Here is a 21,468-nt window from a genome sequence, read left to right as displayed (position 1 = left end):
GGCGGGGGCGCGGGCCGTGTGCGGCCGGCGGGCAAACGACCCCCGGGGGGGGGCCGGGGGGGGGGGGCCCCCCCCCCCCCCACTCTCAGGTGCGCCGCCAGGGACTCGAACCCCGGACCCGCTGATTAAGAGTCAGCTGCTCTAACCAACTGAGCTAGCGGCGCGCGCTGACAAAAGAAATACTACCTGGTCCCGAGGGGTGCTCCCGACCACCCGCGCGACCGCGGCCTCAGAGCGTCAGCGACAGCAGTACCGGAGCCGCCCGCCGGTTCAGCGCGTCGGCGGCCGAGCGCAGCCGGTGGGCGTGCTCCAGCGGCATCGACAGCGCCAGGCAGCCGACCGTGGCGCCCGCCGTGATCGGTACGGCCGCGCAGACCGTGCCGACCGCGTACTCCTGGAGGTCCAGCATCGGGACCGTCGGCGGCTGGCTGTCCAGCTTGTGGAAGAGCACCTTCTCGTTGGTGATCGTCCGCGAGGTGAGGCGGGCGGTCTTGTGGCGGGAGAGGTGGTCCATCCGGCCGTCGTGGTCCAGCTGCGCGAGCAGGCATTTGCCGACCGCGCTGGCATGTGCCGTACGGCGGAATTCCGCCCACTCGTTGACCTTGGGCGCGCGCGGCCCGTCGGCGTAGTGCAGGATCCTGACCTCGCCGTCGATGTAGCGGCTGATGTAGACCGCCGCGCCGACCGAGTCGCGCAGCTCGACGAGGGTGCGCTGGAGCTTGGCGCGCAGCGCGTCCTCGCGGTCGCCGCCCGAGCCGAGCAGGACCAGCGACTCGCCGACGACGTACGCACCGTCGGCGACCTGTGCGACGTAGCCCTCGCGGCGCAGCATGGCCAGCATGTGGGCGAGGTGGCCGGTGGGCAGGCCGGTCTCGCGGGCGACCTGGACGTCCGTCACGCCGTCGGCGTGCCGGGCGATGGTTTCGAGCACGCGGAGGGCGTACTGCACCGAGTGGAACGGCGCGGTCGGCTCGGGCTTCAGCGCCACGGTGTCCCCCTAGCAGGTTGTGACCGTTTGCGTCGCTGCCGTCGCTGGCGGTCACGACCGACGAACATTACCGGCCGATCCCGGGCAGCGGGGCACGTACCACGATAGCGGTCAAAGCCGTCCGCTGGAGGGGGTCTTGACCGAAAAGGGTGCCAACCCATGCACGTGTACTGGGGTGTGGTCCGCTGGCATATGTCGGCGTCATTCCGGGTGGGTTCCGGCGGGCGGACCCGCCGGACACACGTCCGAACATCCGGCGGGCCCGCTCCGTCCGGCGCTCAGAGCACCGCGCTCAGGAACTCGCGGGTGCGGTCGTTCTCCGGCTCGCTGAAGATCTTCTCCGGGGTGCCGAACTCGATGACCCGCCCCTGGTCGAACATCATCACGCAGTCGGAGATGTCACGGGCGAAGTTCATCTCGTGGGTGACGATGAGCATCGTGATGTCGGTGGTGTGCGCGATGTCGCGCAGGACGTCCAGGACACCGGCCACCAGCTCCGGGTCGAGCGCGCTGGTCACCTCGTCCAGCAGCAGCACCTGCGGACGCATGGCCAGCGCCCGCGCGATGGCGACCCGTTGCTGCTGGCCGCCGGAGAGCTGCGACGGGTACTTGTCGATGTGCTGGGTCAGGCCCACCAGGTCCAGCAGCCCGCGGGCCCGTTCCTCGGCGGCGTCCTTGGACAGGCCCAGCACGTGCACCGGCGCCTCGGTGATGTTGCGCAGCACCTTCATGTTGGGGAAGAGGTTGAACTGCTGGAAGACCATCCCGATGTTCTTGCGCACCTCCCGGCAGTGCTTCTCGCCCGCCGGCACGAGTTTGCCGTTCTTCTCCTCGTGGGTGAGGTACGCGTCACCGACCTTGATCGTTCCTTCCTCCGGCTTGAGCAGCGTCATCAGCAGCCGCAGGATCGTGGTCTTGCCCGACCCGGACGGCCCGATCAGCGTCACGTGCTTGCCGGAGTAGACCGTCATGTCCAGCGAGTCCAGGACGGTGTGCGCGCCGAAGCGCTTGGTGACCCGGTCGAAGCGGACCAGCTCGGGCCCGTCCTCCTCGGTGCCGACCGTGGGTTTCGTGGGCTGCGCGGGAGTGCTGTCAGCGGACAAGGCGACGCTCCAGGGCTCGCAGGGCAAGAGAAGTGGGGTACGAGATCACGACGAACAGGACGCCGACGACGGTGATCGGCTCCATGTAGTCGAAGGTGGTCGCGCCGATGCTGTTCGCCTCGAAGAGCATCTCCGCGACCGTGATGGCCGCCAGCATCGGCGTGTCCTTGAACATCGCGATGACGTAGTTGCCGAGCGCCGGGATCACGCGGCGGAACGCCTGCGGCAGGATCACCGAGGTCCAGGTGCGCCGGCGCGGCAGGCTGAGCGCGGTCGCCGCCTCCCACTGGCCCTCCGGTACGCCGTCGATGCCCGCCCGGTAGACCTCGGCGGTGTACGTCGAGTAGTGCAGGCCCAGGCCGATCACGCCGGTGGTCAGCGGGTCGAAGGTCAGGCCCCACCCGGGCAGCACGAAGAAGAGGAAGAACAGCTGTACCAGCAGCGGCGTGTTGCGGACGAACTCCACCACGACGCTGACCGGCCACGTCACCCAGCGGCTGGGGGAGCGCAGGAGCAGCGCCCACACCAGGCCCAGCACGAAGGCCACCAGCGAGCCGAGCAGGGTCGCCTGGACGGTGACCAGCAGCCCGCGGAGCAGGTCGGGCAGGATGTCGCCGACGTACTCCCACGACCAGTTGTTCACGGCTTACCTCCTGGGGTGGCGATCACCTGGGGGCCTTGCTTCTCGACCGGCAGCCGCCGCGAGAGCCAGCCGGACTTCTCCGGGGCGCGGCCGATCGACGCCTTGGCCCGGCGCTCCAGCAGGCGCATCACCCGGGTCACCACGAAAGCGATCACGAAGTAGAGGACCAGGATGATCCCGTAGACCTGGGCGCTCTGGCCCGTGGAGAGGCGGGCCAGCTTGGCCTGGAAGGTCAGCTCGCCGATCGAGAGCAGCGAGGCCAGGGCCGTGCCCTTGAGCAGTTCGATCAGCAGGTTGTTGAACGGCGGCATCATCTCGGGCACGGCCTGCGGCAGGATCACCTTCCGCAGCCGCTGCCAGGGCGTGAAGCTCAGCGCGATCGCCGCCTCACGCTGGGCGGGCGCCACCGCCTGGACGGAGCCGCGCACCACCTCGGAGCCGTACGCGCCGTAGGACAGCCCGAGCGCCAGGGTGCCCGCCCAGAGCCCGGCCAGCTGCCAGCCCAGCAGCGGCAGCGCGAAGAACAGCCAGAACATCAGGACCAGCGCCGAGGTGCCGCGGAAGAACTCCACGTACACGCCGGACAGGAAGCGGACGATCCACAGCCGCGACGTACGGGCCAGGCCGATGCCGAAGGCGACGACGGCGGCCAGGGCGGCGCTGTAGACCATCAACTGGACGGTGATCCACACCCCTTTGAAAAACAGTTCCCACAAGGCTCCGGTCACCGGGCACAGAGCTCCTTCGCCGTGAGGTCGGTCATGAACTCCTCGGTGAACCCGAAGGGCCGGGCGATGCGCAGGAGTTCGCCGCTCTTCTTCATCTCGTGCAGCTCACGGTTGAAGGCGTCCCGCAGCTTCGTCTCGCCGATCCGGAAGCCGTAACCGCCGCCGTCGCGCTGGGGTTTGCCGCCGACCTCCGGTGTGAAGGGGCGGGTCATCTCCACCTTGGGGTGCTTGCCGGTCTTCAGTGCCTCCATCATCGTCAGCGCGGTGCCGGCGAAGCAGTCGATGCGGTCCGCCTCCAGTGCCTCCATGCCGGCGATCTGGTCGCCGTACGTCTGGATCTTGTCCTTCGCGACACCGTTGCCGACCGCGTAGTCGATCTCCGCGTACCCGATGCCGGTGCCCATGCGGAGGTCCCCCTTGGCCACGTCCTCGTAGGAGGCGATCTTCTTCGGGTTGCCCTTCGGCACGAGGAAGCCGTCCTTCGACTCGTAGTCCGGGTCGGAGAAGAGCACGGCCTGGCAGCGGGCCTTGTTGATGAACATGCCCGCCACGATCACGTCGTACTGGAAGGAGTGCAGTCCGGGCACGAGGGCGCCGAACTCGACCGGCACCGGCTCGAAGCGCTGCACCCCCAGCCGCTGGAAGATCGTCTTGGCGACGGCCGGTGCCTCGCCGGTCAGTTCGCCCTGGCTGTTGATCGACGCGTAGGGCGGCTCGCTGGCGATGCCCATGCGCACGACTTTCCTGCTGCGAAGATCGTCGAGTAGGTGTCCCCCGTCCGTAGCTCCGGTGATGTCGACCTGCGAGCAACCGGTCGTCGCCCCCAGCGCACCTGTCAAACCCAGCGCCGCCGCCCCTGCGAGCAGTGAGCGGCGGCGGAACCCTGAAGCGGTGTTTCCTGAGCTGTTCCCCTGTGGTGGAGCCATGGGCGCGCGACTACCCGGACGGGCCGAAAACATGCCGGTCGTTTCCAGCCCTTGATGCAAGCGGTGCGGGAGCGTGGCGCATGTCGGTCATGCGTACATACGACACCAGTTCTGGGACGGTAACTGCTGGGGCGGGGTGGCTTGTTGACGCCCCTTGCGGACGGCCGGACGGCGTGCGCGGCGACCCGCGCGCCGGGCCCCGCGTCCTGTGTGCATTGCGCCGTCCGCTGGTCCACTATGGGTCCGCAAAGCACCGTTAGGAGGCAAAATGGTCGACCGTTTCATCGAAGTCTCCCTCGACAAGCGGGGCGTGAGCTGCACCGCCAAGCTGCTCGACGACCGCGCGCCGGTCACCTGCAAGGCCGTCTGGGAGGCGCTGCCGCTCGGCGGCGACGTCTACCACGCCAAATACGCCCGCAACGAGATCTACGCCCTCGTCCCGCCGTTCGCCCCGGAGGAGCCCCCTCTGGAGAACCCGACCATCACGCCCATCCCCGGCGACCTGTGCTACTTCACCTTCACCGAGACCCAGTTGGGCACCGCCTCCTACGGTTACGAGAGCCAGGCCAAGCACCAGGGCCGCGCCACCGTCGTCGACCTCGCGCTCTTCTACGAACGCAACAACCTGCTGATCAACGGTGACGCGGGCTGGGTGCCGGGCATCGTGTGGGGCGCGGTCGTGGAAGGGCTGGACCGGATGGCCGACGCCTGCCAGGACCTGTGGCGCGCCGGCGCCCTGGGGGAGACCCTCAGCTTCCGCCGGGCGTAGGAGGCGCGGGGATCGTGGCGGCCCCCGACGTATAAAGGGCGTGCGCGGCGCGCAACACCAGCGCGTCCGCGTGCCGCGCGCCCACCAGCTGCACCCCGATCGGCAGCCCGTCGCCGTCCACGCCGCACGGCACCGTGGCGGCGGGCTGCTGCGTCATGTTGAAGGGGTACGTGAACGGGGTCCACCCCGTCCACCGCCGGTGCGCCGACCCGGCCGGCACCTCGGCGCCCGCCTCGAAGGCGGTGATCGGCTCGGTCGGCGTCACGAGCAGGTCGTACGTGCTGTGGAAGCGGCCCATCGCCACGCCCATCGCCATCCGCACGTCCACCGCCGCCAGGTAGTCCAGCGCGCTGCGCCGCGCGCCCTCGTCGCAGATCTCGCGCAGGCCCGGGTCGAGCAGTTCCCGGTCCGCCGCGCCCAGGTGCTGCACCACCCGGGCCGCCCCGCTGAACCACAGTGTGTGGAACTCCTCCACCGGGTCCGTGATCTCCGGGTCGGCCTCCTCGACGTGCGCCCCCAGCTCGGCGAGCCGGTCCACCGCGCGCCGCACCGCCGCGGCGATCTCCGGGCGCACCGGCACGTCCCAGCCCAGCGTCGGGCTGTAGGCCACCCGCAGCCCGGCCACCGGCCGCGCCAGCTCCTCCCGGAACGAGCCGGCGGGCGGCGCCAGCTGCGACCAGTCCCGCCAGTCGGCCCCGGTGATCACGTCCATCAGCAGCGCCGCGTCGGCCGCGTCCCGGGTCATCGGCCCGACGTGCGCCAGCGTCCCGAAGGGGCTCGCGGGGAACAGCGGCACCCGCCCGTACGTCGGTTTCAGCGCGAAGATCCCGCAGAACGAGCCGGGGATGCGCACCGACCCGCCGCCGTCCGTGCCCAGGCTCAGCGGCCCCGCGCCCAGCGCCACGGCCGCCGCGCTGCCGCCGCTCGACCCGCCCGCCGTCCGGGACGGGTCGTACGGATTGCCGGTCACCCCGTGCCGCGGGCTGTCCGTGACGCCCTTCCACCCGAACTCGGGCGTCGTGGTCTTCCCCGCGAACACCGCGCCGTGCTCGCGCAGCCGGGCCACCGACGGCGCGTCCGCGTCCCAGACCGCGCCCGTTTCGCGCACCGTCCGCGACCCGCGCAGCGTCGGCGCGCCGCGGGTCAGGAGCAGGTCCTTGACCGTGGCCGGCACCCCGTCCACCAGCCCGGCGGGCCGCCCGGAGCGCCACCGCTCCTCGGACGCCCTGGCGGCGGCCAGCGCGCCGTCCCCGTCGATCCGGGTGAAGGCGTTCACCCGGTCCTGCGCGTGCCCGGCCCGTTCGAGCACCGCCCGCACGGCCTCGACCGGCGAGAACTCGCCCGCCGCGTACCCGGCGACCAGCCGCACCGCGGAACAGTCGGCAAGATCCGTCACATCAGCCATCCCGGTCTCCCTCCACCTCCACGAACACTCCGGCTCCACGGTCCCGGAGAATCAGGCGCCGGGTACGTATCCGAGCCGCTTGTCCACCACATTGGTGAGCGGCTCGCCCGCGGCCCACCGGTCGAAGTTGTCCATGAACTGCTCGGCCAGGGCGTCGCGCCAGCCCAGCGTGTCGCCGCTCATGTGCGGGGAGACGATCAGGTGCGGTACGTCCCACAGGGGGCTGTCCGAGGTCAGCGGCTCGTGCTCGAAGACGTCCAGGGCGGCCGCCGCGATCCGCCATTCGCGGAGCGCCGCGACGAGGTCGTCCTCGACGACGAGCTGCCCGCGCCCCACGTTGACGAAGCGGGCCCGCTGCCGCATCCGGGCGAAGGCCGACCGGTCGAACATGCCGCGGGTCTCGTCGGTCAGCGGCGCCGCGCACACCACCCAGTCGGCCCGGCCCAGCAACCCGTCCAGGGCGCTGTTGCCGTGCACCCGGCCGAACTCCGGATCGTCCGGGCGCTCCCGTCGGCCGACCAGCTCGACCTTGACACCCAGTGCCAGCAGCGTCCGCCCGATGGCCCGGCCGATCGGCCCCGAGCCCACCACGACGGCGCGGCTGCCCGCCACCCGCAGGGTTTCGCGGTGCTGCCAGCGGCGCTGGCGCTGGAGTTCCCAACTTCCGTAGAAGTCCTTGGCCATGGCGATCACCAGCCCGGCCACGTACTCGGCGATCGGCTGCTCGAAGACGCCGCGCGCGTTGGTCACCAGGGTCTGGTCCGCGGCCAGCTCCGGGCACATCAGCCGGTCGACGCCCGCGCTGGCGGTGTGCACCCAAACGGGTCGCGGGCCGCCGCCCGGCCAGGCTTCGCGGATCGCGTCGGAGGTGAAGTCCCAGGCCAAGAGCACATCGGCGGAGCCGAGTTGGGTGGCCAAGGTCTTGTCGTCGGCGTGGACCACCCGGGCCCGGCCCGCTAGGCGGTCCAGCTTCGGAGGCGGGTCGGAGCCAAGGACAAGGACGGTGCTTTCGGACATAGGCCAGAAACCGTTCTGAAACGTGTGCCCCTTTGAATGAAAGGAGGCGCCGACAGATGCCTGAGATGCGAGGATTGACCACGCTAAGAAGTCGTAACTACCGTGTCAACAACGGCTCTGTCCCGACGTCCCCGGCCCGTGCCGGAAGCACCACAACCCCTGGCCAATGGCCTAGCCCTTACCAGCCCTTCGCTCTTCTGGGGGCAGCATGGACGTCTCTTTTCTGGGGGGCCCGAAGCCTCAGCTCGGCGTGGGTGTCGTCGCTCCCTTCGACTTCGCCCTGGACCGCGAGCTGTGGCGCTGGGTCCCCGACGATGTGTCCCTCCACCTCACCCGTACTCCTTTCGTGCCGGTCGAGGTCAGCCTCGACCTGGCCCGCCTCGTCAGCGAGCACGAAACCCTCCACGCCGCCGTCCAGGCGCTGTGCGCGGTCTCCCCGCAGGTCGTCTCGTACGCCTGCACCTCGGGCAGCTTCGTCGGCGGCATGGCGGGCGAGCGCGCCATGTGCACCGCCATGACCCAGGCGGGGGACCGGCTCCCGGCGCTCACCACCTCCGGCGCGCTCCTCGAAGCGCTGCGCGAGATCGGCGCGCGGCGGATCGCGGTCGTCACCCCCTACACCAAATCCGTGACCGACTCCCTGGAGGAGTACCTGAAAGAGGCCGGCATCACCGTCACCGGCCGCGCCTACCTCGGCCTGACCCGGCACATCTGGAAAGTGCCGTACCGGGACGTCGTCGACATGGCCCGCCAGGCCGTCGTCGGCGCCGCCGACGCCCTGTTCATCAGCTGTACGAACCTGCCGACGTACGACGTCATCCCCCAGTTGGAGGCCGAGCTGCGGATGCCGGTCCTGTCGGCCAACCAGGTCACCATGTGGGCCTCGCTGCGGGCCATCGGCGCGGACGCGGTGGGCCCCTACCAGGCGCTCGTCGACCCCGTCGCCAGACGCGGACCGGCCGCCATGACCTCCTCCTGGGCCCCCGAGGACGGGGCGGGGATAGTGCGGCGCGGCACTCCCGAGGCCGCGTTCGCCGGGTCGGCGGTCCCTTCGCCGGAGGCGGAGCAGGCCGACGGACTGGACGCGCCCCCCTTTCATCCCCCGGAGGAACCGGGCCCGCAGCCGGGCCGCTGACGCGCACGTGCGGCGTGCGCGCGGCCGCCGTCCGTGCGCCACACCCCGACGGCGTGCCCGGCGCGACCGCGCCCGGCCGAGCGCGTAGCAGCACGGACCGGAGCGCGCACGAGTACGCACCCCCACCCGCACCCCCACGCAGTCAGGAGACATGCATGGCATCCACGGTCGGCTTCCTCTACCCCGGCCACTCCGCCGAGGACGACTACCCCCGCCTCGAAACCCTCCTTGGCAACGGGCTGCGCCTCCCGCTCGTCCACACCGACATCGGCGAGGACGCCCACCGCGTCGACGCGCTGCTGGAGATGGGCTCCGCCGCGCGGCTCGCGGCCGGCGTCGAGGAGCTGAGGAGCCGTGGCGCCGAGGCCGTCGTCTGGGCCTGCACCAGCGCCAGCTTCGTCTTCGGCTGGGAAGGCGCCCGGAAGCAGGTGCGCGAGCTGTCGGCCACCGCGGGGCTGCCCGCGTCCAGTACGTCCTTCGCCTTCGCGCACGCCGTACGCGCCCTGGGCGCCGAGCGCGTCGCCATCGCCGCGACCTACCCCGACGACGTCGCCGAGTGCTTCATGGCCTTTCTGAAATCCGCTGGCACGGAGGTCGTCTCGACGCGCGGCAGCGGGATCGTCACCGCCGCCGAGGTCGGCACCTGGGGCCTGGAGGAGGTGCTGCTGCTCGCCCGTACGGGGGACCATCCCGACGCGGAAGTGGTGCTGCTGCCCGACACGGCCCTGCACACCGCCGAGTACCTGCCCGCCATCGAGGCGGAACTGCGCAAGCCGGTGCTCACCGCCAACCAGGTCACCGCCTGGGAGGGGCTGCGGCTGCTGGACCGTACGGTCGCCTGCCCGGCGCTGGGCACGCTTTTCGCGAAGCCGTCCGTGCCGGCCGCGGCGGGATAGCCGCGGCGGGTCCGTCCGCCGGACCGCCCTCCTCGCCCGCCCGGGAATAACCGGAGAACTACTCCGGTTGTCCTTCCGGCAGACCAGAGCGACGCGAGGAGGGCCCGCACCGTGAGCGGCGACCACGACGAGAACCGGGACAACGACGGCATCCGGGGCACCGCCCACGGCACCGCGCCCGTACCCCTGTCCGTACTCGACCTGGTGACCGTGGGCACCGGGCACACCGCCACCGAGGCCGTACGGACCGCCGTCGGCATCGCCCGCACGGCCGAGCGCCGCGGCTTCCACCGGTACTGGGTCGCCGAGCACCACTCGATGCCCGGCGTGGCCTCCTCGTCCCCCGCGGTCCTGCTGGCCCACCTCGCCGCGCACACCGACCGCATCCGCCTCGGCTCCGGCGGCGTGATGCTGCCCAACCACGCGCCGCTGGTGATCGCCGAGCAGTTCGGCACCCTGGAGGCGATGGCCCCCGGCCGCGTCGACCTCGGCCTCGGCCGCGCGCCCGGCACCGACGGCGCCACCGCGGCGGCGCTGCGCCGCACGGAGCGGCTCCACGAGGGCGCCGACGAATTTCCCCAGCAGCTCGCCGAACTGACGCGCTTCCTGGACGACGACTTCCCCGACGGGCACCGCTACAGCCGCATCCACGCGGTACCGGGCCCGGTACAGGCGACGTCCCCCGGCGGCGTCCAGTCGGCGCACCGGCCGCCGCTGTGGCTGCTCGGCTCCTCCGGTTTCAGCGCCCAGCTGGCGGGCCGCCTGGGCCTGCCGTTCGCCTTCGCCCACCACTTCTCGGCCGCGAACACCATCCCCGCGCTGGACCTCTACCGCGAGTCCTTCCGCCCCTCGGCGGTCCTGGCCGAGCCGTACGCGCTGATCGGCGTCGCCGCGCTGGCCGCCGAGGACGAGAAGGAGGCGCACCGCCAGATCCTCACCGGCGCGCTGTCCATGATCCGGCTGCGTACCGGGCGCCCCGGGCTGGTGCCCAGCCCCGAGGAGGCCGCGGCGTACGCGTTCAGCGGGATGGAGCGCGACTTCGTCGACAGCTGGCTGTCCAACATCGTTTACGGCACCCCCGACGCGGTGCGCGGCGGCCTCGACGACCTGGCCAAGCGCACCGGCGCCGACGAGCTGATGATCACGGCCAACGCACACAGCGGCGCGGCCAGGCTGCGTTCGTACGAGCTGATAGCGGACGCGTACGGGTTGCCGGAGGCGTAACGCACTACGTCCCGGTCCGCCGGGCCGTGCCGACCAGGTCGGGGACCCGGTCGGGGGACACCGGGCGGGAGTACAGCCACCCCTGCCCGGTGTCGCAGCCGATGCGGCGCAGCCGTTCGGCCTGCTCCGCGCTCTCCACGCACTCCGCCGTGACCGTCAGGCCCAGCCGGTGGGCGAGCGCGACCAGCGCCTCCACGATCGTCTCGTCGGCCGGGTTGGGGTGCTCCTGCGAGCGGAAGCCCCGTACGAAGGAGCCGTCCAGCTTCAGTACGGACACCGGCAGCCGGCTGAGGTAGGCCAGGTTCGAGTAGCCGGTCCCGAAGTCGTCGATGGCGATCCGTACGCCCATGTCGCTGAGCGCCTGGAGGGCCTGCAGCGGGCGCCCGGCCGAGCCCATCACGGCCGACTCCGTCAGCTCCAGCTGGAGCAGGGCGGGCGGCAGCCCGGTCTCGGCGAGGATGCCCGCCACGTCGGCGACCAGGTCGGAGTCCCACACCTGCCGTACGGCGACGTTCACGCTGACGAACAGGGGTTCGGCGCCGGGGCGCTCCAGCTGCCAGGCGCGGGCCTGGTGGCAGGCCCGTTCCAGGACCCAGCGGCCCAGCTCGACGATCGAGCCGTTCTCCTCGGCCAGTCCGATGAACCGATTCGGCGACAGTGTGCCGAACTGCGGATGCCGCCAGCGCACCAGGGCCTCGACCCCCTGCGCCCGCCCGTCGCCGAGCCCGACCAGCGGCTGGTACTCCAGCGTGAACTCGCCGCGGTCCACCGCGGGGCGCAGCGTGCTGGACAGCGCCTGGCGGGTCATGCGGTGCGCGTTGCGCTCGGGGTCGAAGAGCGTCCAGCGGGCCTTGCCGTCCTCCTTGGCCCAGTACAGCGTGGTGTCGGCGGCCTGCATCAGGCCGGTCGCGGTGGTGCCGGTCGCCGCGCGCTCCACGACGCCGATGCTCGCCGAGACCGACAGCCGCTGCCCGGCCAGGTCGAACGGCCGCTGGAGCGCGTCCAGCACGCGCTGGGCCAGCTCCGCCAGTTGTTCGGTGCCGGCCGAGTCCTCCACCAGGAGCGCGAACTCGTCGCCGCCCAGCCGTGCCACCAGGTGGCCGCTGCTGCCGCGTACCGCGCCGCGCTCGGCCAGGCTTTCGGCGCAGTGCGTCAGGCGCTGGGCCACCGCCCCGAGCAGCCGGTCGCCGACCCGGTGGCCGAGGGTGTCGTTGACGGCCTTGAAGCCGTCCAGGTCGAGATAGCACAGGCCGACCCGGCCCGTGCCGTGCGGCTCGAAGGCGGCCGACTCCAGCGCGCCCGCCAGCCGCTCGAAGAACAGCGCGCGGTTGGGCAGCCGGGTCACCGGGTCGTGCATCTGGAGGTGGCGCAGCCTGGCCAGCAGGTCGTGCCGGTCGCTGATGTCGCAGACCGACAGCAGGACGCACTCCTCGTCCGGCAGCGGCTCGACCGTCACCTCGGCCCACAGGAACTGCCCGTCCGGATGTTTCAGTCGTCGGGTGCAGCGCAGCCGCTCGCTCTGGCCGCACAGCACCTCGCGGTACGCGGACCAGATGCGCGGGTCGGTGCCCAGCTCGGTCAGGTCGGCCGCGGTCGCGGCGACCAGGTCGCCGGGCGCCGCGCCGACCAGCTCGCCGAAGGCGGGGTTGGCGGCGAGCACCAGGCCGTCGCGGTTCAGTACGGCCAGCGGGACGCGGGCGGCCTGGAAGGCGGCGCGGTAGTCGCGCAGCGAGGCCGCGGAGCCGTCGCCGGCGTCGGGTCCGGGGCGGCCGCCGGCCCGTGGGTCGCCGGGGGCTCCGGGCCGGTTGCCGGGTCGTGGCCGGCCGTCGGCCGCGGTGGGGCCGCCGGCGGGTGCCGGGCCGGAGGCGCCGTCCGGGCCTCCGGCGGATTCTTTGGTCGGTTCATTACGCTCCGTCACCGCGGAGAGCGTCGTTCCGGGCGCGCGGCCCGTGCCGCCGGGGTATCCGCTCACTGCTCGCTCCCGCATGGCGCTTGTCTCGTGATGGAGGGGGGAATCCGCGCTGGAAAGTGTGGCGATCATAGAGGCTGCCGCAAGGGCCTATCCAGCGGCGTAACCGTGATCATCGGCACCCATGGCGGAAGTTTGGCCATTTCCGTCCGGCTGTGTTCATGCGTATCCGGTCAACGATCGATAGTGACTTTCCGTTACGGGGTGGGGAGTTGGGCCGGTCACTCGTCTGGGGCCCCGGAACAGGACGGAAGCGGGCGAATCGCCACAAGGTGGTGAGGGTGCTCCGAATCCGTACCGGGAGGTCGATGTGCCACGCGCCCAGCAACCTCCGGAGGTGGACCGTCACACGCTGCGCCGGGTGGCCGCGGTGGCCACCTCCCTCAGCGCGGTCATAGCGACCTCCGTCATCGCAGGACCCGCCACCGCGTCCGAGGTCACCCTGCCCTGCGCCCTCGCGCGCACCGACGCCCACCACTCCGAGGGCCTGGACACCTGGAACCGGGCCTACCCCCGGCCCGCCCGCTCCCTGAACGCCGTCATGGTCTTCCTGTCCTTCCCGGACTCCGACCCGGTCGCCGACCCCGCGGAGCTGGCCGCCGACTACTTCCCGGCCACCTCCCGCTTCTTCGAACGCGCCTCCTACGGCCGCTTCACCCTGCGCCCCGCCGTCCAGCGGCGCTGGGTGCGGATGCCGCAGCCCTCGGGCTCGTACGGCATACGCAGGGACTGGGACGCCGACCGCCGCGGCGCCTACCTGCGCGACGCCGTCGCCGCCGCGGACGACACGGTGGACTTCAGCCGCTACGACGTCGTCTACCTCGTCGCCGACCCGGACGCGGCCGGCGTCGACTCCGACGCCACCAAGGTCGTCAACCTCGACCGGCCGCTGCGCGCCGACGACGCGGACCTGCGCCGGTTCGTCACCGTCTTCGAGCAGAGCCCGCCGGACCGCAACGTGCTGGCCCACGAGACCGGCCACGTCTTCGACCTGCCCGACCTCTACCACCGGCCCGTGGACGGCAAGGGCGACTGGGACACCTACGTGGGCGACTGGGACCTCATGGGCAGCCAGTTCGGGCTGGCCCCCGACCCCTTCGCCTGGCACAAGTGGAAGGTCGGCTGGCTCGGCGACGGGCAGGTGGCGTGCGTGGCCCTCACCGGGCGGCGGCGGGCCGCCGTGCACACGCTGCGGCCGCTGTCGGCCCCCATGGGGCCGGGCGACGAGCGGCGGCCGCGGCTGCTGGCCGTACGCACCGGGCCGCGCAGCGTGCTGGCCGTCGAGGCGCGCGGCGCCGCGGGCAACGACCACGGGGTCTGCGCCGAGGGCGTACTGGTCTACCGGGTGCGCAGCGAGACCGCGTCGGGGAGCGGGCCGGTGGAGGTTCTCGACGGGCACCCCGGTACCGAGGCGTGTTGGGGGACTTCCGTCTACCCGCAACTTGCTGATGCGCCGCTGGGGGAGGGCGAGAGCCTGGACGACACGGCGGACGGGGTGCGGGTACAGGTGTACGGGCGGTCGTCCTCGGGGGACTGGACGGTCAAGGTGGGGCGCAGCTGAGGCGGGCGCTTGCGCGCTTGCACCCGTCCGCGCCCGGGCACACGAAAAAGGCCCCCACCGAGGTGGGGGCCTTCTTCTGTCGGTGCGCCGCCAGGGACTCGAACCCCGGACCCGCTGATTAAGAGTCAGCTGCTCTAACCAACTGAGCTAGCGGCGCCTGCTGACGTGGAAAACATTAGCATCCTGATCCCGTGGCGCAAAAATCGATTCCGCTCGCCGGGGCTCTCACCGGCGCCTGAACGGGACGACGGCGGGTGCGGCGAGCTTTTCGGGGCCGCGGCCCGGGGTGGCGGGGGCGGCCGGGCCGGGCGCCTCGCCGGTCTGCGGGGCCGGTCGCACGGGGGTGCGGGCGGCGCGTATGCAGGCCCAGAGCAGCGTGCCGGGGCCGGGCAGCCAGGGGTGGCGCACCTCGGGGGCCACCAGCCAGCGGGAAGGGGCGGGGGCGTCGGTTCCGGCGGGGTGGTACGGCCGGTCGGGTTGCTGGGGCCGGTGGGGGTAGAAGGGCGGGATGGTCACCGCGTCGCCGGTGCCGTGGCAGAGCAGCGGCGGTACGGAGCCCGACCACTCCTCCCAGCCGAGCAGCGCGGGCAGCCGCCGGGCCGTACCGGGCTCGGCGAACAGCAGGACGCGGCCGCGGTGGGTGGCGACCGGCCCCGACCCGGGCCCCGCCGACCACAGGCGGTCCACCATGCGGCGGCCGAAGAGCGCGGGTGCGTTGATCACGTCGAAGACGGTGCCGCACGGCAGGGTGCTCGGCGCGTCCGGGCGGGCCGCCCACCGGTCGTGCGCGCTCTGCGGGCACGGGTCGGCGGAGGCGAGCCAGTCGGCGCCGGGGAGGGTGACGTAGGCCGCGCTGTGGAAGGGGACGGGGGCCGGGGCGGGGCGTCGGGGGCGCTCGTGCTCGGATGGCCAGTCGCTCATGGGGGACAGGTCTACCGGTCGGTGGCGTTCCGTTTCTGCGGAATGGCCGAAATCGGGACAGGACGGGGCGGTGTGGGGTATCTTCTGGCGCCGCATATGCCAATGGCCCATGATCAACGGCCCACGATCACGGTGCCGGGTGATCGTGGGCCGTCATGACGGGTGCCGGTGGGGCGGCGTGCCGGAAAAGCGGGCGCGTCCCGCGCGCTCCCGGAGCCGTACCGGTCGGTGCCGGTCGGTGCCGGTCAGTCCGCGGCGTCGAGCCGGCCGTTGTCGCTCCGCAGCAGGCCGCGGCCGAACTCGACCATCTTCGCCGCGTAGTCCTCGGTCCAGTCGGCGCGCTCCGCGATCACCGGAAGCGGCAGCCGGTCGAAGCGCTTGGGGTCGGCGAGCCGGGCCGCCGCCACCGCCTGGAACTCCGTGGCCCGGTCCGCCGCCGCGCGGAACGCGAGCGCCAGCTCGGTGGAGCGGGAGAGCAGTTCCTTGGGGTCCTCGATGGACTCCAGGCCGAAGAAGTGCTCGGAGTCGGCCGTGGCCTCCGGAGGCTCGAAGAGCAGCGGAGCCGGTTTCAGGCGCCGGGGCGCGGGGGCCGTCCCGCGCTGCTCGGGAGCCGGTTGCGGCTCGGACATGTACGTACCTCCTGAGTCGTGTGCCGCGTTCCATTGTCCCGCGCCGCGCAAGTGCGCCTGAGACGCGCCCGGTACGGGGACCACCGCCCGCCGTGGACGGCGCGCCCGCACGCCGCGCGCCCTCTCGCCGCGCTCCGCACCACCGCCGTACGACCGTACGCGGCGCACGCCGCCAACCGCGCGCCGCCCGCCGCCGTGTCCGCCCCCCCGGGGCCGGACCCGCCGCCTGGGCCGGTCCCGCCGCCCGACGACACGCCTAAGGCCGCCACGCCACCCGGTGTTCGTTCAGATGGGCCAGCACCGAGTGGTTCGCCTCCCAGCCGTCCGGGAACTTGACCGTGACGCCCAGCTGCACGGGCTCCGCCGACGGGTGTTCGTCCAGCAGCTCCGCCACGCCCGCCCGGCAGACCACGATGCAGGCGTGCCGGTGCCGCGAGGCCAGCACGCACAGCCGGCCCGTCTCCAGGTGGAAGGCGGTCGCGTCCGGGCGGCCGGAGAGCGGGTGCAGGAAGACCGTGACGTCGAACTCCCGGCCCTGGAGCCGGTTGGCGGTGTCCACCGCCACACCGGTGACGCCGAGCCCGGCCAGCGCGGCCCGCACGGCGGCGGCCTGGTCGCGGTGGGCCGTGCCGACCGCTATCCGGGCGGCCGTCAGGGGCGCGGGGTCGGGGCCGCGCTCGCTGGTCGCCGCGCCACCCCGGTCCAGCAGCCGCCGCACCACCCGGGCGATGGCGTGCACCGCCTCCGGGTCCGTACGCGGGGTGTGCCGGGCGGGCAGTTCGAGCAGGCCCCAGCCGGACTCGGCGGCCTCGTCCAGCACCCGGTCCACGCCCGAGCCGTCGGAGGGCACACCGAAGGCGAGCCGCCGGTCGCCGTGGTCCGTGCCGCTGCGGAACGGCGTATACGGGTAGAACGCGTCGGAGACCAGCCGCGCGGCGGAGGCGGGCAGCCGCCACGATACCGGCAGCCGGTGCTGCGGCAGGCCGGGGTTGTGCGCCAGCAGGGTCGTCACGGCGCTGGCCGACGGGTCGTAGGCGAGCCCGGCCCACTGGTCGGCGCCGACCACGCTGAACGGGTCCAGCTGCCCCGGGTCGCCCACGAACAGCGCCCGCTCGAACAGGCCGCCGACGGCGAGCAGCGCGTCCGAGCGCATCTGGTACGCCTCGTCCACGATGGCGTGCTGCCACGGCTCGTCGACCTTCGTGTAAGCCCACTTGGCGGCCGTCGAGACGACGATGTCCAGCCCGGCCAGCTCGGCGACCCTGGCCGACGTGCGCACGGCGGGCAGGTCGGCGAGCGCCGGGTCGAACGCGCCCGGCTCGCTGCTGTGCAGCCGGCCCACCGGCAGCTCGGGGTCCTTCTCGGCGATCCGCAGCACCAGGTCGTCCACTTGGGCGTTCGTCTGCGCGACGATCATCAGGGGCCGTCCGGCCGCGGCCAGTTCGCGGGCCGCCCGCACCACCAGCGTGGACTTGCCCGCGCCCGGCGGCGAGTCGACGACGACGCCGCGGTGCGTGCCGTGCAGCGTGCTGCGCACGATCGCGTCGGTCGCCTCGGCGGCGGCAGCGCCGGGGTCGAAGGGCGCCGCGCCGTCCGGCCGCCTGGCGGCGGGCACGTCGGGGTGCGCGGGGCGGGCCTCGGTCACAGGAAGTCCTCCGCGGTGACGGGATCGGGCAGGTCGGCGGGGCGCACGGCGGGATCGGCAGCGGGCGGCCCGCCGTGCGTCCACGGCGTGTCCTCGGGATCGGGCAGCTCGGGGCCGCCGCGCGGCTGGTGCTCGAACAGGGTCCAGCACACCCGGTCGCCCACCTCGGGGACCGAGCCCGGCTCCGGGGTCTTCCCGCGCCCCATCCCACCGGTCAGCCGGACGGTCAGCCCGCCGGGGCCGTCCGGCGCGTACGCGACGAACTCGGCGGGCTGGCTTCTGCCTTCCGGCAGCGGGCGGTAGAGCTTGCCGCCCTCCGTGAGCTGCGGCCGGTCGTCCGTGCGCAGCGTCACCAGCGGGCGCGGCATCGGCCGCCTGCCCTCGGAATACGCCATCTCGACCCCGGTCACCTCGCCCACCAGGGCCTCCCCGGCGAGCCGGCGGGCCGCCATCACCAGCGGGTCGTCCAGCGCCTCCTGCGCGTCCAGCTGCGCCTGGGCGGTCTCGCGGGAGGAGAGCTTCTGCGCGGCCGTGATCGCGTCGTCCCGCTTGGGCTGCGGCGGCTCGCCGGCCCGTACCCGGTCGCGGTGCGCGGTGTAGGACCAGCGGTCGCGCTTCCAGCGGTCGGCCACCCGCGCGCCCTCCGGCAGGGCCCGCAGCAGGTCGATGCCGTGCCACACGGCCTCCCAGGTCGGGCGGAGCTGGCCTTCGACCAGTTCGCGCACCTCGTCCTCGGCGCCGGGCAGCCCCGCGTCGTACCGGGCCATCGCGGGGGCGAGGCGCTTGTTGTCGAAGGCGGGGTCCGTGGCCGGGCCGGCCGGCGGGCACAGCAGCTGGCCCGCCGCGTCCCGCGCCGACTCCGCGCGCTGTGCGGCCGCCGCGCCGTGCTCGCCCTGCGGCGGGTCTATCCAGGCGAGCAGCGCTCCCAGGTGCTGGTCCTCCAGGTTGCTCTGGCCGGTCGCCCAGTGGCGGGCGAGCAGTCCGGTCATCGGCAGCAGCAGGCTCGCGCCGGGCACCCGGGCGCGCTCGCCGAAGTGGGTGAACCAGCGGCCCAGCAGGGGCACATGGGGCGGTGCCGGGTGCGGGGTGTCCGGTTCCTGTTCGGCGGTCCTGCGGAAGCGCATCGACCGGCCCAGCAGCCGGACGTACGCCACGCCCGCCGCACTCGGCACGATCACCTGCGGCGCGTCGGCGCACAGCTCGACCTCGACCGGCACCTTCTTGCCCGTCTCGGGGTCGGTCTCCTTGCGCTCCTCCAGTTCGACGGTGTCGGCGTACCCGTCCACGTACGGCAGTACGGACTCGGCCAGTTCGGCGAGGAAGGCGAAGCGCAGGTCACGGTCGCGCGGCTGGGGCACCGTGAGCAGCAGCGGCTTCTCGCGGTCCGTGCCGACCAGCGCGCCCAGCGGCGCACCGGCCTCGCCCGAAGTCGTCAACGGGACGAAGACCAGCGGCCGTTCGGACAGGTGCCGGTGCCGGACCGTCGTCAGCGGCTGTGCGCGGCCCGCCGCCACGGCCTCCATCCTGGCGAGCACCTCGGTCAACGACATGCCGGCACCTCCTCGGGGCCCTCGGTCCGGTCCTCGCCCCGGTCACCGCACCGGGCGGCGGCCAGGGCCTCGGCGCGCAGGGCCGCGGCCCTGCGCAGCGCCTCGGCGGCGGGCGCGTCGGGGGAAGCGCCGTCCTGGGACGAGGTGGCCCCGGCCGCCGCCAGCACCTCCTCGACGGTCCGCAGCCCGCCCAGCTCACCGCGCACCCCGCGGCCCAGCGACTCCACGGCACCGGCGGCGCGCGCCCGCCCCCGGCAGTGGAAGGCCAGCTCACAGGCGGCCAGGCACTCGGGTGCGTACGCCGCCTCCACCGCTTCGACCGCCTCGGCCAGCTCGGCGGCGGGCCGGGTCGCCGTCTTCCCGTCGTCCGCGAGGCGCAGGTCGAAGGTGGTGCCGGGCGGGAGCCGGCCGGCGATGTCCTCGACCTTGGTCAGGCGCTGCAACTGGCGCCGGGTCGTCGCCAGTTGCTTGCGGATGTCGACCGCCTCGGCGGTGGGCAGGTTCGCGAAGTCCTTGGGGCAGACCAGCAGCACCCGGTCCCGGACGGTCACCGCACGGCCCGTGCCGGCGAGCACCTGCTCGGCCACCCGCTGCAACGCCAGTACGTAGACGGCGGCCTGCCGGGCCGCGGCGCCCACCTTGGCCGGGTCGGCGGCACCGTCGATCATCGGGAAGGACTTGATCTCCACGACCGTCCAGCCGCCGTCCGGATGCACCACGACCGCGTCCGGCTCCAGGTAGGCGGGCGAACCGGCCACCTCAAGGGTGAGCAGGGGGTGGTCCAGCAGGGTCCAGCCCCCGGCGGTGGCGGCGTCGCGCAGGGCGAGGGCCGTACGGGCCGCGCGGCCCTCGGGGCCGGCGGCGGACAGGTCGGGGAGGGACACCCGGCCGGGCTCGGGCGCCTCGGCGCCGCCGCCCATCCGCTCGTACAGCAACCGCAGCAGGTCGGCGCCGCCGTCCGCCTTGACGCGGGCCTCGAAGGCGTTGCCCCGGGACAGGGCGAACTGCGACTGGCCGAAGGGCGCGGGCGAGCCGAGGGCGCCCGCCAGCGCGGCCTTGTCGACCCCGGCGCCGTCCAGCAGCGCGCGGCGCCGGCAGCCGGGGTTGGCGGCCAGCGCGGCGAGCGCCCGGGCGTCCAGCGGCCGTGGTCGTACACCGGGGCCGCGCAGCTCACCGAGCCGCTGTCGCAGCCCCGTCGTCGGCCGTGGCGGCGCGGTCGGCTGCTCCGGCGGCCGGTCGGCCGCGGCGGGTCGGCTGTCGCGGTATACGTTCACCCGCGGAAGTCTCGCATCCGCCACTGACATCCGCGTGCGTACCGGGTGCCCCGCCGGCCCCGAGCCGTGCGCGCACGCGGTCCGCGGCCCGCAGCGCCGGGCGGGTCAGCAGCAGGCCCAGCCCCATCACGGCCGTACCGGCGAGCGCGTCGAGCAGGTAGTGGTTGGCGGTGCCCATCACCACCAGCACGATGAGCAGCGGGTACGCCACCCCGAGCGCCCGCGTCGACCGCTTGCGGCCGAGCTTCCACAGGACCACGCCGCACCACAGCGCCCAGCCCACGTGGAGGCTGGGCATCGCCGCGAACTGGTTCGTCATGCCGCCGAGCCCGCGCGGCGCGCTCGCGTCCCCGCCCCACCAGCCGTACGAGGCGAACCGCGCCATGGTGTCGGCGAACCCGCTGCCCGCGTCCAGGAGGCGCGGCGGCGCGGTCGGCAGCAGCGTGAAGCCGACCAGCCCGATGAGGGTGGCCAGCATCAGCCAGGTGCGCAGCGTCCGGTACCGCTCGGGCCGCCGGTGCCACAGCCATATGAGGACCGCGGGCGTGACCAGGTAGTGCAGCGAGGCGTACGCGAAGTCGGCGGGTATGCCGAGGGCGGGGGTGGCGGTGAAGAGACGGTTCAGCGCGCGCTCCGGGTCGAGCCGCAGCAGCTCCTCCCACCTGAGGATGGTCTGCCCGTGCCCGGTGGCGGTGTGCGCGTCGCCGCGGGCCACGAGCCGGCCGGCGGAGTAGGCCACGTACACGAGGGCGAGCAGTGGCAGTTCCGTCCACCAGCGGGGCCGGCTGCCGGGTGCCGCGTGGCGGCGCGCTGCGGCGTCCATCCTGGTCGTTCTCCAACGTGAGCAGCCCGTGACCGATCGGCTGCGGGCCTGGTGCGAGGGGTGCGCGGCGCGGTGCGGCACCCGGCGGCGCGAAAGACGCCGACCCTCAACCGTACGCTGTATAGCCGACTGGTGCGACCGCGGGAGGGGGCACCGCCGGGCGCCGGGCGCATGCGCGATGATGGAACGGACGGACTCGTTCAAAGGTGAAGCGCCAAACGGCGGCAAGAGTCGAGCAACAAGAGCCCCGAAACGGGCTCCG

19 protein-coding genes and 2 tRNA genes are annotated in these 21,468 nt (G+C 73.3%); 5 read left to right on the top strand and 16 right to left on the bottom strand.

Going from position 1 to position 21,468, the window contains the following annotated elements:
- Positions 1 to 90: 90 nt before the first annotated feature.
- From ACH4OW_RS13875 to ehuB, 6 genes are all read right to left on the bottom strand, one after another.
- Positions 91 to 164 (bottom strand) — tRNA-Lys (locus ACH4OW_RS13875).
- Between the two features lie 65 nt (positions 165 to 229).
- Positions 230 to 988, bottom strand: a complete 759-nt coding sequence (locus ACH4OW_RS13870; protein WP_360123038.1) for an IclR family transcriptional regulator C-terminal domain-containing protein — start codon at positions 986 to 988, stop codon at positions 230 to 232.
- A 278-nt stretch (positions 989 to 1,266) separates the two neighbouring features.
- Entirely contained in the window at positions 1,267 to 2,091 is an 825-nt protein-coding gene (gene ehuA, locus ACH4OW_RS13865; RefSeq protein WP_360123035.1) for an ectoine/hydroxyectoine ABC transporter ATP-binding protein EhuA, read from the bottom strand.
- Positions 2,081 to 2,734, bottom strand: coding sequence for an ectoine/hydroxyectoine ABC transporter permease subunit EhuD (ehuD, locus tag ACH4OW_RS13860; protein WP_360123032.1), 654 nt, complete (start codon positions 2,732 to 2,734; stop codon positions 2,081 to 2,083). The genes ehuA and ehuD overlap by 11 nt, the downstream gene beginning before the upstream one ends.
- On the bottom strand, positions 2,731 to 3,462 hold the full coding sequence (ehuC, locus tag ACH4OW_RS13855) for an ectoine/hydroxyectoine ABC transporter permease subunit EhuC (RefSeq protein WP_398027547.1): 732 nt from the start codon (positions 3,460 to 3,462) through the stop codon (positions 2,731 to 2,733). Before ehuC ends, ehuD begins: the two co-directional genes overlap by 4 nt.
- On the bottom strand, positions 3,459 to 4,388 hold the full coding sequence (gene ehuB, locus ACH4OW_RS13850) for an ectoine/hydroxyectoine ABC transporter substrate-binding protein EhuB (RefSeq protein ID WP_398027545.1): 930 nt from the start codon (positions 4,386 to 4,388) through the stop codon (positions 3,459 to 3,461). Before ehuB ends, ehuC begins: the two co-directional genes overlap by 4 nt.
- 268 nt (positions 4,389 to 4,656) lie before the next feature.
- Here ehuB and ACH4OW_RS13845 point away from each other — a divergent pair, with 268 nt between their 5' ends.
- On the top strand, positions 4,657 to 5,157 hold the full coding sequence (locus ACH4OW_RS13845) for a DUF3830 family protein (protein WP_360123023.1): 501 nt from the start codon (positions 4,657 to 4,659) through the stop codon (positions 5,155 to 5,157).
- Here ACH4OW_RS13845 and ACH4OW_RS13840 read toward each other — a convergent pair.
- Together ACH4OW_RS13840 and ACH4OW_RS13835 are read right to left on the bottom strand one after the other, a co-directional pair.
- Positions 5,138 to 6,562, bottom strand: coding sequence for an amidase (locus ACH4OW_RS13840; protein WP_398027543.1), 1,425 nt, complete (start codon positions 6,560 to 6,562; stop codon positions 5,138 to 5,140). The two genes, ACH4OW_RS13845 and ACH4OW_RS13840, sit on opposite strands and share 20 nt — an antisense overlap.
- Before the next feature lie 51 nt (positions 6,563 to 6,613).
- Complete coding sequence (locus ACH4OW_RS13835; protein WP_360123017.1) at positions 6,614 to 7,579, bottom strand: D-2-hydroxyacid dehydrogenase; 966 nt, start codon at positions 7,577 to 7,579, stop codon at positions 6,614 to 6,616.
- Between the two features lie 208 nt (positions 7,580 to 7,787).
- Between ACH4OW_RS13835 and ACH4OW_RS13830 the strand changes: the two genes are divergently transcribed.
- From ACH4OW_RS13830 to ACH4OW_RS13820, 3 genes are all read left to right on the top strand, one after another.
- On the top strand, positions 7,788 to 8,714 hold the full coding sequence (locus ACH4OW_RS13830; RefSeq protein ID WP_360123014.1) for a decarboxylase: 927 nt from the start codon (positions 7,788 to 7,790) through the stop codon (positions 8,712 to 8,714).
- Between the two features lie 155 nt (positions 8,715 to 8,869).
- The gene (locus ACH4OW_RS13825; protein ID WP_398027541.1) at positions 8,870 to 9,610 is read left to right on the top strand and encodes a decarboxylase; all 741 of its coding nucleotides are present in this window, start codon (positions 8,870 to 8,872) and stop codon (positions 9,608 to 9,610) included.
- Between the two features lie 111 nt (positions 9,611 to 9,721).
- On the top strand, positions 9,722 to 10,834 hold the full coding sequence (locus tag ACH4OW_RS13820; protein ID WP_398027539.1) for an LLM class flavin-dependent oxidoreductase: 1,113 nt from the start codon (positions 9,722 to 9,724) through the stop codon (positions 10,832 to 10,834).
- Positions 10,835 to 10,838: 4 nt separating this feature from the next.
- Here ACH4OW_RS13820 and ACH4OW_RS13815 read toward each other — a convergent pair whose 3' ends face one another.
- A complete protein-coding gene (locus ACH4OW_RS13815; RefSeq protein WP_398027537.1) occupies positions 10,839 to 12,752 on the bottom strand; it encodes an EAL domain-containing protein in 1,914 nt (637 codons plus the stop codon).
- 361 nt (positions 12,753 to 13,113) lie between these two features.
- On the opposite strand from ACH4OW_RS13815, the gene ACH4OW_RS13810 reads away from it, so the two are divergent.
- The gene (locus ACH4OW_RS13810; protein WP_398027535.1) at positions 13,114 to 14,364 is read left to right on the top strand and encodes a M6 family metalloprotease domain-containing protein; all 1,251 of its coding nucleotides are present in this window, start codon (positions 13,114 to 13,116) and stop codon (positions 14,362 to 14,364) included.
- A gap of 83 nt (positions 14,365 to 14,447) precedes the next feature.
- Here ACH4OW_RS13810 and ACH4OW_RS13805 read toward each other — a convergent pair.
- The 7 genes from ACH4OW_RS13805 to ACH4OW_RS13775 all read right to left on the bottom strand — a co-directional run bounded on the left by ACH4OW_RS13805 (position 14,448) and on the right by ACH4OW_RS13775 (position 21,206).
- Positions 14,448 to 14,521 (bottom strand) — tRNA-Lys (locus ACH4OW_RS13805).
- 68 nt (positions 14,522 to 14,589) lie between these two features.
- Complete coding sequence (locus ACH4OW_RS13800; protein WP_398027533.1) at positions 14,590 to 15,285, bottom strand: hypothetical protein; 696 nt, start codon at positions 15,283 to 15,285, stop codon at positions 14,590 to 14,592.
- Between the two features lie 245 nt (positions 15,286 to 15,530).
- The gene (locus tag ACH4OW_RS13795; RefSeq protein WP_360122996.1) at positions 15,531 to 15,914 is read right to left on the bottom strand and encodes a hypothetical protein; all 384 of its coding nucleotides are present in this window, start codon (positions 15,912 to 15,914) and stop codon (positions 15,531 to 15,533) included.
- Between the two features lie 256 nt (positions 15,915 to 16,170).
- Positions 16,171 to 17,529 (bottom strand): AAA domain-containing protein, encoded by a 1,359-nt coding sequence (locus ACH4OW_RS13790; protein ID WP_360123318.1) that lies wholly within the window; start codon positions 17,527 to 17,529, stop codon positions 16,171 to 16,173.
- A gap of 26 nt (positions 17,530 to 17,555) precedes the next feature.
- Positions 17,556 to 19,109, bottom strand: a complete 1,554-nt coding sequence (locus tag ACH4OW_RS13785; RefSeq protein ID WP_398027531.1) for a hypothetical protein — start codon at positions 19,107 to 19,109, stop codon at positions 17,556 to 17,558.
- Entirely contained in the window at positions 19,100 to 20,383 is a 1,284-nt protein-coding gene (locus ACH4OW_RS13780; protein ID WP_398027529.1) for a hypothetical protein, read from the bottom strand. The genes ACH4OW_RS13785 and ACH4OW_RS13780 overlap by 10 nt, the downstream gene beginning before the upstream one ends.
- Positions 20,280 to 21,206 carry a phosphatase PAP2 family protein gene (locus ACH4OW_RS13775; RefSeq protein WP_398027527.1) on the bottom strand — a complete coding sequence of 309 codons (927 nt, stop codon included), beginning with the start codon at positions 21,204 to 21,206 and terminating at the stop codon, positions 20,280 to 20,282. Before ACH4OW_RS13775 ends, ACH4OW_RS13780 begins: the two co-directional genes overlap by 104 nt.
- Positions 21,207 to 21,468 lie beyond the last annotated feature (262 nt).

Origin of the sequence: Streptomyces sp. NPDC017056 (assembly GCF_044332485.1) — a bacterium.
Lineage (GTDB): Bacteria > Actinomycetota > Actinomycetes > Streptomycetales > Streptomycetaceae > Streptomyces.
The sequence above is the reverse complement of the archived record's forward strand: the minus strand, read 5'-3'. Positions and strand labels throughout refer to the sequence as shown.